This window comes from Corynebacterium sp. HMSC075D04, from assembly GCF_001815635.1.
In the GTDB taxonomy this organism is placed as follows: Bacteria; Actinomycetota; Actinomycetes; order Mycobacteriales; family Mycobacteriaceae; genus Corynebacterium; species Corynebacterium coyleae.
Genome location: NZ_KV821292.1, coordinates 1 through 16,301 on the forward strand (window position 1 = coordinate 1; position 16,301 = coordinate 16,301).

Here is a 16,301-nt window from a genome sequence, read left to right on the forward strand (position 1 = left end):
GGACTCCATGTCCAAAAAGTCATGAGACATGACAACACAGAGCTAGACGACCAGCGGAAAACGGCCGGCTAGAACCCCAGGGAACCCCGGGGAACCCCAGGGATCAACCCCCCAAACCCCCAACCCCCCAAAAACAAAACCTAGAACACCTCGACGCGTCCGCCGAGGGACTCCACCTGCTCGAGTTGGCGGACCCAGCCCGGTGCGCCAGGGTGGACGCGCATGACCGGGCGGGAAGAAATCTTCACGGGGGAGACGGACTCGCGGCGGGCGCCTTTGCGGGCGGCCATGCGCAGGTAGGCGCGGTTGCCAGATTCGGCTAGCTGCTTCATGGACGCCGGATCGTCCGCAAGGGAAGCGCGTGCGGCTTGGAGGAGTTCGATGAACTCGTCGAGCACAGGCACGAGCGAGTCGGCGTTGGTTTCGCACATGTTGCGCACGAGTTCGGGTTCCGTACTAGCTACCCGGGTCGCGCCCCTAAAGGATCCGGCGGACAGGGACTGCGAGAGCGTTCCGCCCCGGTCGCCGACCAACGACAGGGCTTCAGCGATGACGTGGGGGAGGTGGGAGACGCGGGCGACGGATTCGTCGTGAAGCGATACGCGCACGGGGACCGCCTCCGCACCGACAACGGATGCGAGCCGGCACACGGTGGTGAACAGGGCAGCCCAGTGGTCGTCGGCACGGCCTTCGCGCGCGTAGTCGTACGTTACGGCCCACGCGGCGCCCTCGAACAGGCCCTCGTGGGAGGCGCTCCAGCCGGAAAACTCGGTGCCCGCCATGGGGTGGCCGCCGACGTAGCGGCCCTGCATGTCGCGCTCGACGATGAGGTCGTACACGCGCTCTTTGACGGACACCACGTCGGTGATGTCGCACGTCGGGGCGAACGAAGCTACCTGGTCCAGTACGGACGCCACGGCCGCCATCGGCACCGCGACCACGATGAGCGCGTTGTCGGCCTCTGCGCGGCGCAGCACTTCTTCCATGTTGTCGGAGACGTCGAAGCCGTCCCGTTGTGCTGCGCGTGCCCCGTGCATGGTGTAGCCGAAGACGCGTTCGTTAGAGATGGTCAGGTCGCGCATGAGCGACCCGCCGATCAGTCCGAGGCCGAGAATGCAGATGGGGGGCAGTTGGTAGGTAGTCACCGCGTTAAGTCTAGTGACACTTTGGCCCGCGCGGACTACGCTTTCGTCCCATGAGTCAGGACTTCACGGACGGGTTTGCCGTCACCGTCGCTCAGGTTGGGGGTTCGTGGCAGGTGCGCGAGTTCTGCGACGATTTCACGGACCTTTCCACCTCCATTGACGCTGTGCGCGGTTTGCGCAGCGAGGGCGCGGCGTTTGCGCTGCTCAACGTGGAGGATGACTATTTGGTTGTGGTGCGTCCGGGCCCGTCGAAGGTGCGTGTGCTGATTTCGGACGCGACGATGGCGGTGGATGATGATTTCGCGGCTGACATCCTGGATGAGGCCGACGTGGACATCCCCGACATCGACCCGGATGAGCTGGACAACGTCGACGGCTGGGCTGATGGCGACTTTGCCATCCTCGCGGACCTGGGGTTGTCCGAGGAGCAGTTGAGCATTTTGCTTGACGACGACGCCGACCCGGCCGATCTCGCCCACACCATCGCCGACGAGTTGGGATTTGGCGACGAGCTTGCTGATGCCGTCGATTAGCAAACCTGCCCGCCGGGCTGAAGAACAGATGCGGGAGGCGATCGAGGTTGCCCGCACGACCCCGCCGGGCGATGTACCGGTGGGGGCTGTGGTGTTCTCCCCGGAGGGCGAGGTCCTTGGGGTGGGGGTGAACCGCCGGGAGGCGAACAACGATCCGACCGCGCACGCGGAGGTGGAGGCCATCCGTCAGGCGTGCGAGGCGTTGGGGAGGTGGCGGCTGGATGAGTGTGAGCTCGTGGTCACACTGGAGCCCTGCACGATGTGTGCGGGGGCGATTCTGGGGGCGAGGGTGTCGTCGTTAATTTTTGGCGCGTGGGAGCCGAAGACGGGTGCGGTGGGTTCGGTGCTGGATGCCATCCGAGACCCGCGACATCTGCATGTCCCTGAGGTGCGCGCTGGCGTGCTGGAGGTCGAAACTGCCAGGTTACTGAGTGATTTCTTTGAAGAGCTGAGGAGTAATTGAATCGTTACCCAAAGTGTTCGGGTTTGTCCCTACACTGGGCGACTGCACCGAATTTCAACGAATAAAGGAGAACATCATGGGTTTGGATGACAAGCTTGATCAGATCAAGGGCCAGGCTAAGGAAGCAGCTGGCGACCTTACCGATAACGAGAAGCTTCAGAACGAGGGCAAGGCCGATCAGCTGATCGGCAGCGCTAAGGAGAAGCTCTCCGAGGCGGGCGACGCTATTAAGGACAAGGCCAACGAGGTCGCAGCCAAGGTTGAGGACAAGGCGGACGAGGTCCGCGACGAAGCTGACCGCTAAATTTGGTTTCTTGGCGGCGCTGCCGTTAATCTAGTCGGCGGTAGCGTGTCCGAGCGGCCGAAGGTACTCGCCTCGAAAGCGAGTGTGGGTAAAACCACCGCGGGTTCAAATCCCGCCGCTACCGCCAAGTGTTAAAGCCCCCGGCAACGGGGGCTTTTTCCGTATCACAGAAGGAACCCTTTGACGTGGCGAAACTGCTGTACAACCTCGGACGTTGGTCCTACCTGCACAAATGGCGGGTGATTGTGGCGTGGCTGCTGCTGTTCGGTGCGACTGCGGGCGGCGCGTTTTCGTTGATGAAGCCGTTTACCTCCGAGTTCGCAATCGAGGGCACACCGGCTATCGACGCGCTGCGCGACATGGAGAAAAACTTCCCCGATGCCGGCAATGTGGCCACAGCCCCTGGCGTGAACTTGGTGTTCGCCGCGCCTGAGGGTCAGCGCCTGGATACGTCCGAGCATATGGCGGCGATGGATGCCACCGTCGGCTATATCCGCGACCATCTCGGGGTGGAGGGGGAGCGCTTCGGCAATCCAGTGACGGTCAACGGCGAGTTGCAGCGCATGGTCATTGGCCAGATGACTGAGATGGGCATGCCGCGGGAGCGCGCGGAAGCGGATGCGTATCAGTTGCGCATGCTTAGCGACGACGCCCGCATCGCCTACACCACCTTCGAGTTCGACGCTGAGTCGTCGATGTCCGTCGACCAAGCGGACCGCGACGTGGTGAACGAGGCCATGAAAATCGGCCGGGACGCGGGCCTTCAGGTGGAGGCCGGCGGCGCTGGTTTCGGCGAGCCGATTGCCATTAAGACCACCTCTGAGATGGTCGGCCTGGCCGTGGCGTTTTTGGTGCTCGTGGTCACCTTCGGTTCCTTGGCGGCGTCGGTGATCCCGATCATCTCCGCCGTGGTCGGCGTGGGTATCGGCGCGCTGCTGGTGCTGCTGACCACCCACTGGGTGGAGCTCAACGACGTCACTCCGGTCCTTGCCGTCATGATCGGCCTGGCCGTGGGCATCGACTACGCCCTGTTCATCCTGTCGCGCTACCGCCAGGAGGCACGCCACCTCCCGCCGGATGAGGCGGCCGGAATGGCTGTCGGCACCGCGGGTTCCTCGGTGGTGTTCGCCGGTGCCACGGTCTTTACCGCGCTGGTCGCCCTGGCACTGGCGCAGATCGAGTTTCTCACCTGGATGGGCCTTGCCGCCGCCGTCACCGTGTTCATCGCGGTGCTCGTCGCGCTGACGCTTGTACCGGCGTTGCTTGGCGCGTTCGGCTCGAAGACCTTCGCGGGCAAGATTCCCGGCCTGGCTGGAAATCCCGGCCCGGGTAAGCGTCCGGGGAAGGACCTCGATGAGAATTCGATGGGTAAGCGGTGGGTGCGCTTCGTCGAAAAGGTGCCGGGCCTTGTTATGGCAGTGGTCGTGCTGGGGCTTGGTGCGCTGTCCACCCCGGTGCTTGGCCTGGAGATGTCGCTGCCGTCCGACAGCACCTCCAACTACGACACCACCCAACGCAAATCCGCAGACCTTATGGCGGAAGGTTTCGGCCCCGGCGTGAACGCACCGCTGTTGCTGGTGGTCGACGCGCATAGCGTGAACCCCGACGCGGAGATCCTCCAGCCGTACATGGACGTCATCCCCGATGAGGCGGGCGGCGACGCCCAAAAGGCAGCGCTCGCGTCCTTCATCTACACCATGGGCGAGATCGGCTCCGTCAACGGCATCGAGCACGCGCAGCTCATCGCAGCTAACGACGACCTCACAGCCGCCCAGATCCTCGCCACCCCAACCGGTGGTCCGGAAGAGGAACGCACCTTGCAAATCGCCCACGGAGTGCGCGAGGCCATCAGCCAGGTGGAAGACGCCACGGGTATCGACGTTGGCCTGACCGGCCTGACCGCCGTCCAAATGGACATCACCGAAGAACTCTCAAAGGCCATGCCGCTGTACCTCTCCATCGTGGTGGGGCTGGCGATCGTGCTGCTCGTTATCGTGTTCCGCTCCATCATGGTGCCGCTCGTGGCAGGCCTTGGCTTCCTGCTATCCGTCGGCGCCGCCTTCGGCGTGACCGTCCTGTTCTTCCAAGAAGGCCTCTGGGGTTTGGTGAACACGCCGACCCCGATCCTGTCCTTCCTGCCGATCTTCCTCATCGGCGTCACCTTCGGCCTCGCCATGGACTACCAAGTCTTCCTGGTCACCCGCATGCGCGAGGCCTACCTGCGCAACCGCGACGGCGACCGGCTGCGCGCCGTGCACGAATCCACCGTGCAAGGCTTCAGGCAAGGCGCGCGCGTGGTCACCGCCGCCGCGATCATCATGATCGCCGTCTTCATCGCCTTCTTGGACCAACCGTTGCCGTTCATCCAAATCTTCGGCTTCGCACTCGGTGTCGCAGTACTGTTCGACGCCTTCTTCATCCGCATGGCCCTCGTCCCCGCCACCATGTTCCTCCTCGGCCGCGCCGCCTGGTGGATGCCAAAATGGCTGGACAAACTCCTCCCCGAGGTCGACGTTGAGGGCACCGAACTAGAAAAGGAACACGCATGACGCAGCAGACGGACACCACCTTCGAGGTCGGCACCCAGCTGGAGCCCGCGCCGGGTAGGCATGGCCGCACCGGTGTGATCCACACCCCGCACGGTTCCATTCAGACCCCTGCGTTCATCCCCGTGGCCACCAAGGCGACGGTGAAAACGCTCACGCCCGAGCAGATCCGCTCCACCGGTGCGCAAGCGATCCTCTCCAACGCCTACCACCTGTACCTGCAGCCAGGGCCCGACATTGTCGACGAGGCCGGCGGCGTCGCCGCCTTCGAAAACTGGCACGGCCCCACCTACACCGATTCCGGCGGCTTCCAGGTGATGAGCCTCGGCGTCGGCTTTAAAAAGGTCCTCGCCATGGACACCGCGGGCCTGACCGAGGGCGACATCCGTGCGGCGAACAAGGATCGCATGGCGCGTGTCGACGACGACGGCGTCGACTTCAAATCCGTCATCGACGGCTCCTCCCACCGCTTCACCCCTGAAGTGTCGATGCAGATCCAGCACCAGCTGGGCGCCGACATCATGTTTGCCTTCGACGAGCTGACCACGCTTGTAGATACCCGCGCCTACCAGGAGCATTCCGTCGAGCGCACCCGGCGTTGGGCGCGGCGTTGCCTCATCGAGCACGACCGCCTGACCGAGGTTCGGGCGGACAAGCCGCTGCAGTCCCTGTGGGGCGTGGTGCAGGGGGCGCAGTACGAGGACCTGCGCCGCCAGGCGGTGCACGGCTTGTTGGATCTTCACCGCGAGGCGCTCGACGAGGGCCGCCGTGGCTTCGGTGGCTTCGGCATCGGTGGCGCCCTGGAGAAGGAAAATCTGGGCACGATCGTCGGCTGGGTCACCGACGAACTTCCTATCGACATGCCACGCCACCTGCTGGGCATTTCGGAGCCGGACGACATCTTCACCGCCGTCGAAGCTGGTGCCGACACCTTCGACTGCGTTGCCCCGACGCGCCTCGGCCGCCGCGGCGGCGTGTACACCCTGGACGGCCGCATGAACCTCGCCGGCGCCCGCTTCAAGCGCGACTTCTCCGGGGTGGACGAGGAGTTCGGCGGCTACGTCTCTGAGAACTACTCTCGCGCCTACATCCACCACCTGCTCAAGGCGAAGGAGTTCCTGGCGGGCACGCTGTGCACGATCCACAACCTAGAGTTCATGATCCGCCTCGTGGACAACATCCGCCTTGCCATCGACGCCGGCGATTACGAGGCCTACCGCGACGAGTTCCTCGGCCGCTACTACGCCGGGAAGTAGGGGATATGTAGTCGCGCAGCCAGCTTAGGAGCAAACCCGAACTCGACCCGATGTCCGGTTAGACGCCCTCTGGGGCACTCATGTGCTCGGTCTAGCAAGCAGGGTGAGTTCGGGTTTGCCCCTAAGCTGTGATTTGCGGGTCTAGGGTTGGAGCGATTTTGGGGAAACTTCGAGCCGCATCCGGCTAAAGTGAATCGCATTGGGGAATGGGGGATAGTTTGGCTGAACCAACTTGGAGTATTGAGGTTTTTGACGGTGGGAATTTTGCTCGTTTCTACAGTCGGTTGGATGAAGCAGAGCGCACTGTCGTAGAGGTGGCGATTGAGCATGTGCTCGCACCGTTGGGCATCGATATCTGTGCCAGCGAGTGGGGAAAAAATTTAGGGCAGGGTCTTTTCGAACTACGAATACGACGTGACATCGAGACTATCTTGCGCGAATTTGGTGCAGCGGAAAGAGTTGGCGAAGTTCCAAAGCGGTGGAGGCGGAAACGGGTGCTAATTCGTGTCTATTGCACTTTCTATGGTCAGCGAATCGTTTTGTTGCTCGGTGGATACAACAAGTTGCGCGATCCAAGTCGAAAGCAGGAGCAGAAGGAAATTCGTGCAGCGCGCTCCGTTTTGTCTGCCTGGAAAAGAGAGTAAATACGCCTTGCTGATATGGGGTTAAACACATAAACTTGCTGCTGGTTACCTATTAAGCGGAGCGTGGGGGTGAACAAATGGCCACTACAAAGTTTGAAGACTTCATCCAGCCATATCGAGAATCGGAATCGCCAGCAGCCGAGGTAATTCGTGATGCGGCAACGCGAGCGTTTGCTGCGGAACTTGCAGAGCGTAAAGCGGTAGGTGCTGCACTTGCGTCGGCCCGGCATGATCGCGGCGCAACTCAGCAATCTGTTGCTGATGCTGCCGGAATTCAACAGGCTGAACTGAGTCGCATAGAAAATGGAGTTGGGAATCCGACGGTAGAAACGCTGCTTAAGGTTCTAGCTGCGCTGGATTTGCGCTTGGCCTTCACACCGGCTCGTAAGGGACGGAACTGAGAAAGACTTTCGCCGAGCACATCGTGAACTCCCAAGGACAACTCGGCATGTTATTGAGGATCCCATCTTCTTGGACTCCAGGGCGTCCCAACTCGTTCAGATGGCAGATCACGTTGCGTGGAGTGCGAATTCGTCGTTAATGAAAGTGCCCAAACACAAGTTCGCCCACAATTGGTACAGCGAGTACCTCGCTCCACGTGATCCTTCCAGGGGGGCCACGCGAGTTAGATTAGAAACAGCTAGACCCCCTTGGTCCACACGTGTGGAGGGGGTCTGCATTAGCAACAGTACAGGTTTCGGAGCCCTGTGGGTTACGCGCTCTCGTCGGCGATGCGCTGCTCGGCGCGGCGCACGGCTGCGATCGTCGGATAGGTGATCGGCAGCAGCACGACCTCCATGAGGGTCTTCCACAGGAACCCAACAACGACGTAGTTGATAAACGTGCCGGCGGAATCGACGCCGATCACGCTCGCGGCGATGGTGCAGAACAGCAGCGTGTCCGCGAATTCGCCGACGATGGTGGAGCCGATCAGGCGCGCCCAGAGGCGGTCGGTGCCGAAGCGGTCCTTCATCTTCTGCAGTACCCACGCGTTGAGTAGTTGACCCACTACGTAGCCGGCGAGCGAGGCCGCGACGATGCGCGGCAACAAGCCCAGGACTGCGGCGAAGGTGTCTTGCATGTCGTAGAAGTCCGCCGCGGGCAGCCAGATGGCGATGTAGAACGTCACCACGGCAAGCACCGCGATGAAAAAGCCGGTGAACACGGCGCGGCGTGCGGCTTTGAACCCGTAGACCTCGGCGATGACGTCGCCGATGACATAGGAGATGGGGAAGAGGAAGAAGGCCCCGTCGGTGACTAGCGGCCCGATGACCACGCCTTTTTGTGCCGTGATGTTCGAGATGAGAAACACCGCGCAGAACACGGCGAGCAGGTACGGGTATGGGGAGCGGGATACGCGCGGTGACATGCGCAATATCATTGCACATATGGCTGTTTTCCAAGGTCCTGCTGGTCGCTATGCGCCGAGTCCGAGCGGCGATCTCCATTTTGGCAATTTGCGTACGGCGGTGCTGGCGTGGCTGTTTGCTCGCCAAAGCGGCCGGAAGTTCTTTTTGCGTGTGGAGGATATTGATTCGGAGCGTTCTTCCACGGAGTCGGCGCTGCGCCAGATTGAGGACTTGGAGGCGCTCGGCCTCGACTTCGATCCTCCGGTGCTCTACCAGCACGATCGCGGGGACGCGTATGCAGATGCGCTGGCTCGCCTGGATACGTATGAGTGTTATTGCACGCGCCGGGATATCCGGGAGGCGGCGTCGGCGCCGCATGCGCAGCCGGGGATGTATCCGGGGACGTGTCGTGATCTCTCTGAGGAGCAGCGTGCTTTACGACGACGCGACCTCGCCGACGAGGGCCGCCTCCCCGCAATCCGTTTGCGGGCCCACGTGCGTGAGTGGACGGTTGAGGATTTCTACCACGGTGCCTACACGGGGCCGGTTGATGATGTGATTTTGAAGCGCGGCGGGCGTGTGGATCAGGCACAGGCGGGGGATTGGGCGTACAACTTGGCGGTCGTTGTGGACGACGGTTTTCAGGGGGTGGATCAGGTTGTGCGCGGCGACGATTTGTTGTTTTCTGCCCCGGCACAAGCGTATTTGGCTGATCAACTTTCTCTCGTGACGCCTTTTTATATTCACGTTCCGCTTGTGGTGGGGCCAGGGGGTCGTCGATTAGCAAAGCGCGATGGCGCTGTCACTCTGAGGGAGATGTTGGCCGATAAACGTCAGTCCGACATTGTGCGTGATATTGCCGGGTCGCTCGGATATGGCCAGGTAGATAGCGTGAATGGTTTGTTGGATGTGTTCGAACCGTCACAACTGTCGCGCGACCCATGGACGTGGGAATCTTTGTAATTGCTGTGTTTTAGTGAAGTATAACCTGTTTTTTATATGTTAAAACTCTTGCGGTCGGTCTGAAGCTCACTCATATTTGGAGGAAGGTCACGTGGCTGCGTTTGGGGACGCACCACTGGGCAACGAACCTCTAAGGAGACTTCATGATTTCGAAGAAGATTGCTGCGAGCACCGTTGCGCTTGCCCTCGGCGCTTCGGCTGTTGTCGCCCCGCAAGCAACCGCGCTGCCAGAAGAATTCACAAGCCCTCCGGGTCGGACCGCGAACCCACAGCAGGGCGCATGTGCTGTTGTGCTGGATCAGAACATCACCACGGTGAACCCTGGCGTGGCGCTGAAGACAACCCAAAACGGGGTCAGCGTGGGTGTTGGCCTCGACGAGGTAGACAACGCTTTCGTGCCGTGGGTGAGCGTAAGCGCTGACAGTGAGCGGGTGTTTCAATCCGGCACGGCGTTCATCGTTGTTGAAAACGTAGGTACGCAGGATGCAACCCACTCCTACAAGCTTGAAGCTCTGAAGAAGGGCTCCGTTGAGATCAAGCGCAAGGGCAATGAGCCCGTTGAGATGCTTGATGTCAACGAGGTTGCGCTGATTGATCAGGAGTCCTTTTCGCTGAAGCGTGATCAGAAGCGCACGGCCGTTGTGAAGCTGGCTGTGGACAGCAATCAGCAGGCGCAGACGTGGGCTTGGAGGGTCAATAATCCGACGATCTTGGCGGCTGAGAAGACCCGCGTCAGCCCAACTGTGCAGATTGAAGTCGCCCCGTGGGTATTTGAGACCGATGACTGCGCGCCAATTGTTGCTTCTGAGCAGCAGTCCCAGGCGATCATCGCGGACGGCAACGAGTACGACACCGGCATCACGGTGGCCAATGCGGAGAACGACTACCAACGTTTGACCGGCAACGTTTCCATCGCTGGCAAGAAGATCGAGGGTGCCAAGGTGCGTGTCGACGACACCGGCAAGGTCTACGTCACCCTCCCCAAGGGCGCGACCGGTTCGGTTGATGACGACAAGGCGGCGAAGGTTGACGTGGAGATCATCGCGAACCCTCGCGAGGCCACCAAGGACGAGGATTTCGACGCCTACAAGAACCCACAGGTACTGCGCGTTGCAACCGAGGACGGCGTTGTTGATCAGGACACGCCGAAGTTCACCGGTTCCGTCCCCGTTGCTAAGTTTGCTCCCGCCTACAACACGCCGAACACGGTCAAGCCGGGTGGCTCCGTTGATGTTGCGTTGAAGGCGCAGCCTGGCGACGTCCGCGGCATCGCCGTCGACGCCACCTACACCGTCGTCGACGCACCGGAAGGGTGGACCGCCGAACCAGCCAAGGACGGCACGCTGAAGGTCACCGCCCCGAAGGGCGCGAAGCACGGCGATACCGCCACGTTCACCGTGGACGTCACCTACGCCGACGGCTCCAAGGACACCATCGACACGGTGGTGACGGTGCGCGAGACCGACGCAAACCTGAACACCCCGGGCTACGGCGAGACCTACGGCAAGGTCGGGGTGGAGGTCAGCCTCGAGCAGAACAACAAGAACCTGCCGGACGGCTCCACCTTCACCATCACCCCGGGCCAGGACTTGGGCGATTGGGTGCCGAAGGTTGATCCGACAACCGGCACCATCACCGTCACCATTCCGGGCTCCGCAAAGCCTGGCGACGTGAAGACGATCCTGGTCGACGTGACCTACCCGGACGGTTCTGTGGATAAGAACGTTCCGGCGAAGGTCATCGTCCACGGTGCCCCGGAGTACCCGAAGGTAGAGAAGACCCCGGGCCAGAACGCCATCTTGAAGCCGAAGAAGGACGACGTGCCGGGTGGTTCCACCTACGAGATCACCCCGGGTCAGGATCTTGAGGAGTGGAACCCGCAGATCGACGCCAAGACTGGCGACATCACGGTCACCGTGCCGAAGACCGCGAAGAATGGCGACGAGAAGATCATCAACGTCACCGTCACCTACCCGAGCGGCAAGACCGACGTCGTGCCGGCAAAGGTCACGGTGAAGGTCCCGGAGACCCAGCCGGGCAACGGCACCGACAACACCACCCCAGGCGACAACACCACCACCGTGATCGTTGTCTACCCGGGCCAGAAGACGGAGGTTCCGCCGCCGAACGGTTCGGGCGAATGGAAGATCCCGGACAACCCGAAGATCCCGGAGGGTTGGAAGGTCGAGGTCAACCCAAGCACGGGCAACCTGACCATCACCCCGCCAGCCGACGTGAAGCCGGGCACCAACATCACCATCCCGGTGGAGGTGAAGACGCCGGACGGCAAGACCACGATCGTCGAGATCCCGGTCAAGACCGACAACGGTTCCATCCCGAACGACCCAGGCCAGAAGCAGCCGCAGAACCTGGTGTCTGACCAGGGCTCCTCGGAGAACTTGAAGAAGTGCTTCGACAGCATGTCGTCCGAGAACAACCCGCTGCTGTGGCTGGTTCCGCTCGGCCTGCTGATCGCCATCGGTGCACCGCTGGCCGGCCCGCTCGGCGCCGAGCTGGGCAAGGCAGCAGCGAACGTGTCGGAGAAGATGAACATCCCGAACCCGCTCGAGCAGTTCGGCCTCGGCGGCGAGACCAACCGCCGCCCGCAGCCGGAGTGGATGCGTCAGATCCAGGTTGAGGCTGACCGCCTGCAGCAGCAGTTCGGCCCGGAGGTCACCCAGGCAGCAGCCATCGGTTTGTCCCTGGCTGGTCTGGCAGCAGGCATTGGCATCCTCGCCGCCCTGTGCAAGGACGGCGAACTGCCGGAGTGGGCCCAGAGCTCCAAGTCAGATGCGAAGGGTTCCTCCGACAAGGGCGAGGACAAGAGCGACGGTAAGGAGACCGAGGAAACCGCCTAACCCTTCTCTTCCGAACACCGTAAAAGGCTGATGCCAGTTCGCACTCGGAACTGGCGTCAGCCTTTTACGCATTTCTGCCCAGCACGCGCAGCGCGGCGGGATTACGATTTACACCATGCTGCGGGAAAACGAAGTCATTATCCGGCAAACCAAAATCTTCGGCCGCAACGAGTTCGCGATCGAAGCACCCACCGGACAACCGCTTGGCACGGCACGGCAAACGAAGCTCAACATGAAAGACGTGCTGAGCCGGGCCTCGCGCCAAGTCGACGTGTTCGACGCAGGCGGCACGCACCTTATCAGCATCGAAGACCCGATCGACCTCATCCGCGACAGCTACACCGTGCGTCTGGTCACTCCCGCGATGGAGCTGGCGCGGCTGACATCGCGGTTCAAGCTCATGGGCTCAAAATTCGACCTCGACATCGCAGGGTTTCCCGAGGTGCAAGTCGAAGGCAAGGTGTTCAACCGCAACTACACGCTCACATCGCAGGGCCGCCCGATCGCGCACGTGGTCGCGGAATACAAAGGCTTCGGGCGCGAACTGACCGGCAAGTCGGACTACCGGGTGCAATTCGAGCCGGAGCTGGACGAACGCCAGCACGCTGCGATCCTCGGTGTGGTCATCGCGATCGACATGTGGCGGGTCAAGCGCCGCCAACAATCCAGCTAGACACAAACAGCGCTAGACACAAACAAAGCCCCCGCACGTGACGGGGGCTGAACGCGAAATCCGGGGGTGGGTTACGCGTCGGAGTCGGTGGAGCGGCCGGCCAGGCGGGCGTCGATACGCAACAGGCCCGAGCCGTCCTTGCCAACAAGCTTGAGCTGGTCGACGATCTCGCTCACGGTCGACTCTTCCTCAATCTGCTCCTCCAGGAACCAGTTGAGCAGCGGGCGGGAGCCCAGGTCGCCGACCTCATCGGCCAGGCGAGTGATCTGGCGGATCTGCTCCGAAACCTTCTTCTCGTGCGCAAGAGCAGCCTCAAATGCGTCGAGCGGGGTCTTGATCTCAGGCGCGTCGATCTCAATGTTGTGCGGCTTGACATGCTCGCCACGGTCAATGAGGTGCTGGGCGAACTTCTGCGCGTGGTCGCACTCCTCAGATGCCTGCGCGGCGAACCACTCGCTCAGGCCCGGGAAGGACAGGGCGTCCATCTCGTTGGCCAGGTAGCGGTAGATGTAGGCGGCACCGTACTCTTCGGTGACTTGCTGGTTGATTGCTTCGTAAAGCTTTGCGTCGATCATGCACGCGAGTATACAGCAGCCCAGATTGGAGCGGAAGAGTAAAAGAGCTATAAGCTCGGGCACCGTGCCCCAGGGATCGAACTTCTCCGCAAAGCGTGTCACCGCCACGCTGAACCGCCTGCGCGCGCACCCCGAAATCGCAGGCCAACAGGCATGGCTGCGGGGGATCGCGGCGCACTCGAACGCGTTGCGGCCCGACCTTGCGCCGGTGGTGGAATCCTACCTGGGGGTCGAGCCGCTGGCAGAAGATGTGTTCGAAAACATGACCATCGGGGAGATCGCGGTTTGTTACGAGGCGTTCCTGGCGCTCAGCGACAGTAAGGCGCGCAAGGATGCGGGCCAGTACTTCACGCCCGACGACGCCGCCGCTTTCATGGCCCAGCACGTCAACCGTTTCCCGGAGGGCACGTGGGTGGACCCGTGCTGTGGCACTGGGGTGCTTGCGTGGCACCTTGCGCGGAAGGTTGATGGGGATGTGGGGGGCTTCGTCGCAAAGCAGTTGATCCTGGTGGACATCGACCCGGTCGCGCTGCACACCGCGGTGGTGCTGCTGTCGCACTTCCTCGCGCCGGGCGACACGGCAGGCTTTGAGGCGCTCGCCGCGCGCTGCGTGGTGGCCGATTTTCTTCACGACGACATCCCCGCCCACGACTTCGTCATCATGAACCCGCCGTACGCCTCCACCGCGCGCGACGACACGTTCGCCACCGCCGCCACCCGCGACCTGTTCGCCTATTTCATGGAGCGTGTCGCCACCACCAGCCGCGGCTTCATCGCGGTCACGCCCGCCTCCTACCTGGGCGCGCCGAAGTTCGCAGGGCTGCGATTGCTAATCGACGAACACCTCACCGGCGGCGACATCACCGTCTTCGACAACGTCCCCGACACCCTGTTTCGCGGCTACAAGTTCGGCTCGTCGAACACGTCGAAAACCAACTTTGTGCGCGCTGCCGTCACCGTGTGCCCGCCGGGGGCAAGCGCGTGGCGGGTCACGCCGATCTTGCGATGGCGTGCGGCATCAAGGGCAGCCTTGCTGGAAAAGGCACCGCACCTGCTCGCCCCACGGCAGATCGGACCAGGAGGGGAGTGGCTGAAAATCCACCCCGACCACCAAGACATCTGGCGGCAGATGCAGGGGTGGCAGCGCACCATCGCCGACCTCGTCGTACCTGGCCCGACCGAGTTTTCGCTCACCGTAGCCACCACCCCGCGCTACTACATCTCCGCCGCGTTCGGGGAGTTGAGCAGGCGCTCGAAGCAGGTGCTGCACTTCGCCACCGCACACGACCGTGACCTCGCGGCGGTGACGCTGAACTCGTCCGCGCCGTATTTGTGGTGGCGCTGGCACGACGGCGGCGTAAGCCTCACCCGTCGCGTGCTCATGTCCGTGCCGGTGCCCGACATCGAGCCTGTGCTTATTAGCGACATCCGCGCCTCCGAACGCGACAACCTAGTCACCAAACTCAACGCCGGCATTGTCAACGAAAACGTCAAGCACCCCTTCGCCCTTGTGGAGCGGCTCAACCGCGTGGTGTTCGGGCGTGACGTGGACGTGGCGGCGGCGTACGCGCAGGACCTCACGCAAGTGCCGTGAGCAAATAATCCGTGCCGCGCGCGAGCGCCATGTCCATCTCGTACTTCGGCTTGCGCGGCGAGCCGTCCTGCTGGCGGCCCTGGTTGAAGACTTTGATGATGCCGCGGGCGATGGCGTCGCTAATAGATGCAGTGTCCGGGAAGTAGTACGCCTCGATGCTGGTCACCGTGTGCGCGACCTTGAGCTTGCGCGAGTTCGGCTTGCGTTCCTTGACCACCTTGCCACGCTTGGCCATGTGCCAGCGGTAAAACGCGTCCTCGTCGGTGTAATCCGGCACCGTGTTGACCACGATGAACCCGACCCCGTCCTGTGCTGCGGCAAGATCCACCGAGTACTGGTCGTTCAGCGGCGTGCGGTCCGCCTTGCCGTCGCTGGAATGCACCTTCAAATCCCACGTGCGGGTGCCCTGATAGTCGAACTCCGTGTGGCCGATGGTCGCCGGGCCGCCCTTGAACTTCGCCGCATAAAACGGCAGAACCTTGAACTCGGCGTACCAGGCGAACCACTCCGTTTGGTTCCGGTTGCGGTACTGCGCCGCGAGCATCTCCTCCACACACGTGCGCCCGTCGAACGGGAGGCTCGCCCAATCGGTGTCCGCCCGCAGGCCGAGCGCCTCCGCAGCACCGGCGACGAGCGCGTTGGCCTCCAGCAGTGGAGAGGCGAAATCCTCCGCGCCCGTAAACCGGCGCGTGGCCAGGTGCAGCAGATTATTCAGCCCGTTGAGCGTGATCGTGTAGCCCGACGAGTAATCACGCGGCCCCCACGTCCCGCCCAACTGCTGTGCCAACCAACGCCCGAGCTCGATCTTGGTTGCATCCTCCGGCGCGTTGTTGTTGTCGATCGCGCGCGCCAGGTTCACCAGCACCGACTTGCGCTCTTTTGACCCCGGCCCGAGCGTCTCCGGGCCCGAATCGGTCAGCGCGCTAATGCGGTTGACCGCCTCCAACTTGTTTTTCGCCGGGGTGAAGTCGTCCGACGAGAGCTTGCTAAACGACGACACCCCCGACCCCCGGGTGCGAGACGTCTGGGCGGTGAAGTGGTCGTCGACAATTGCGCGCAGCGTCGCCGCCCGACCATCAACCCCGGAGCCCAGGATGTACTGGGCGAAGTTGTCGAAGATGCTGTCCGCGATCTCCTCGGCAGTCCACGCGTCCTCGTAGGGCACGTCGAGTTCCTCGGCGGCGGCAAGGGCGATCGCGCGCGGGATCATGCCCGCATCCGCAACCGTATAACGGCCGATACCCAGCAGGTCAGCGAGTTGATCGAGCGCAGTATGTGCAGTGTTCGCAGCGGTGGTCACGCACAAAACGGTAGCAAAAACGCCCCGCGTAGAAACGCGGGGCGTGAAATTTGCGGAGGATGTGGTGTCCGAAGTCACGACATATTTGACGGGGTGTG

Annotated in this window: 16 protein-coding genes and 1 tRNA gene; 13 read left to right on the top strand and 4 right to left on the bottom strand. The window is 62.3% G+C overall.

Features of this window, described 5'->3' with window-relative positions; all coding sequences use genetic code 11:
• Positions 1-140: 140 nt before the first annotated feature.
• Positions 141-1,145, bottom strand: a complete 1,005-nt coding sequence (locus tag HMPREF3048_RS02350; protein ID WP_070771089.1) for a prephenate dehydrogenase — start codon at positions 1,143-1,145, stop codon at positions 141-143.
• 50 nt (positions 1,146-1,195) lie between these two features.
• Between HMPREF3048_RS02350 and HMPREF3048_RS02355 the strand changes: the two genes are divergently transcribed.
• The 9 genes from HMPREF3048_RS02355 (at position 1,196) to HMPREF3048_RS12680 (ending at position 7,668) form a co-directional block, all read left to right on the top strand.
• Positions 1,196-1,678: a tRNA adenosine deaminase-associated protein gene (locus HMPREF3048_RS02355; protein WP_070771090.1), complete on the top strand. Its 483-nt coding sequence runs from the start codon at positions 1,196-1,198 to the stop codon at positions 1,676-1,678.
• A 28-nt stretch (positions 1,679-1,706) separates the two neighbouring features.
• A complete protein-coding gene (locus HMPREF3048_RS02360) occupies positions 1,707-2,141 on the top strand; it encodes a nucleoside deaminase (RefSeq protein WP_083316657.1) in 435 nt (144 codons plus the stop codon).
• Between the two features lie 76 nt (positions 2,142-2,217).
• Entirely contained in the window at positions 2,218-2,445 is a 228-nt protein-coding gene (locus HMPREF3048_RS02365; RefSeq protein WP_070421601.1) for a CsbD family protein, read from the top strand.
• A 39-nt stretch (positions 2,446-2,484) separates the two neighbouring features.
• Positions 2,485-2,572: transfer RNA gene (locus HMPREF3048_RS02370), tRNA-Ser, on the top strand.
• A gap of 58 nt (positions 2,573-2,630) precedes the next feature.
• Positions 2,631-4,994, top strand: coding sequence for an MMPL family transporter (locus tag HMPREF3048_RS02375; RefSeq protein ID WP_070771092.1), 2,364 nt, complete (start codon positions 2,631-2,633; stop codon positions 4,992-4,994).
• A complete protein-coding gene (tgt, locus tag HMPREF3048_RS02380; RefSeq protein ID WP_070771093.1) occupies positions 4,991-6,247 on the top strand; it encodes a tRNA guanosine(34) transglycosylase Tgt in 1,257 nt (418 codons plus the stop codon). The genes HMPREF3048_RS02375 and tgt overlap by 4 nt, the downstream gene beginning before the upstream one ends.
• Before the next feature lie 218 nt (positions 6,248-6,465).
• Complete coding sequence (locus HMPREF3048_RS11995; protein WP_141739354.1) at positions 6,466-6,891, top strand: hypothetical protein; 426 nt, start codon at positions 6,466-6,468, stop codon at positions 6,889-6,891.
• 77 nt (positions 6,892-6,968) lie between these two features.
• Positions 6,969-7,292 carry a helix-turn-helix domain-containing protein gene (locus HMPREF3048_RS11680; RefSeq protein ID WP_083279335.1) on the top strand — a complete coding sequence of 108 codons (324 nt, stop codon included), beginning with the start codon at positions 6,969-6,971 and terminating at the stop codon, positions 7,290-7,292.
• Complete coding sequence (locus HMPREF3048_RS12680) at positions 7,249-7,668, top strand: DUF3800 domain-containing protein (RefSeq protein ID WP_371326161.1); 420 nt, start codon at positions 7,249-7,251, stop codon at positions 7,666-7,668. Before HMPREF3048_RS11680 ends, HMPREF3048_RS12680 begins: the two co-directional genes overlap by 44 nt.
• Here the strand turns inward: HMPREF3048_RS12680 and HMPREF3048_RS02385 are convergent.
• Positions 7,604-8,260 (bottom strand): queuosine precursor transporter, encoded by a 657-nt coding sequence (locus tag HMPREF3048_RS02385; protein ID WP_070771094.1) that lies wholly within the window; start codon positions 8,258-8,260, stop codon positions 7,604-7,606. The genes HMPREF3048_RS12680 and HMPREF3048_RS02385 overlap by 65 nt on opposite strands.
• A gap of 19 nt (positions 8,261-8,279) precedes the next feature.
• Here HMPREF3048_RS02385 and gluQRS point away from each other — a divergent pair, with 19 nt between their 5' ends.
• From gluQRS to HMPREF3048_RS02400, 3 genes are all read left to right on the top strand, one after another.
• A complete protein-coding gene (gluQRS, locus tag HMPREF3048_RS02390) occupies positions 8,280-9,203 on the top strand; it encodes a tRNA glutamyl-Q(34) synthetase GluQRS (RefSeq protein WP_070771099.1) in 924 nt (307 codons plus the stop codon).
• A gap of 143 nt (positions 9,204-9,346) precedes the next feature.
• Positions 9,347-12,061: a YPDG domain-containing protein gene (locus tag HMPREF3048_RS02395; protein ID WP_070771095.1), complete on the top strand. Its 2,715-nt coding sequence runs from the start codon at positions 9,347-9,349 to the stop codon at positions 12,059-12,061.
• 115 nt (positions 12,062-12,176) lie between these two features.
• The gene (locus tag HMPREF3048_RS02400; RefSeq protein WP_070771096.1) at positions 12,177-12,734 is read left to right on the top strand and encodes an LURP-one-related/scramblase family protein; all 558 of its coding nucleotides are present in this window, start codon (positions 12,177-12,179) and stop codon (positions 12,732-12,734) included.
• A gap of 71 nt (positions 12,735-12,805) precedes the next feature.
• Here the strand turns inward: HMPREF3048_RS02400 and HMPREF3048_RS02405 are convergent, their stop codons facing one another.
• Entirely contained in the window at positions 12,806-13,306 is a 501-nt protein-coding gene (locus tag HMPREF3048_RS02405) for a ferritin (RefSeq protein WP_208856607.1), read from the bottom strand.
• Between the two features lie 67 nt (positions 13,307-13,373).
• Here HMPREF3048_RS02405 and HMPREF3048_RS02410 point away from each other — a divergent pair, with 67 nt between their 5' ends.
• Complete coding sequence (locus HMPREF3048_RS02410) at positions 13,374-14,903, top strand: N-6 DNA methylase (protein WP_070771097.1); 1,530 nt, start codon at positions 13,374-13,376, stop codon at positions 14,901-14,903.
• Here the strand turns inward: HMPREF3048_RS02410 and HMPREF3048_RS02415 are convergent.
• Positions 14,887-16,203, bottom strand: coding sequence for a hypothetical protein (locus HMPREF3048_RS02415; RefSeq protein ID WP_070771098.1), 1,317 nt, complete (start codon positions 16,201-16,203; stop codon positions 14,887-14,889). The genes HMPREF3048_RS02410 and HMPREF3048_RS02415 overlap by 17 nt on opposite strands.
• Positions 16,204-16,301 lie beyond the last annotated feature (98 nt).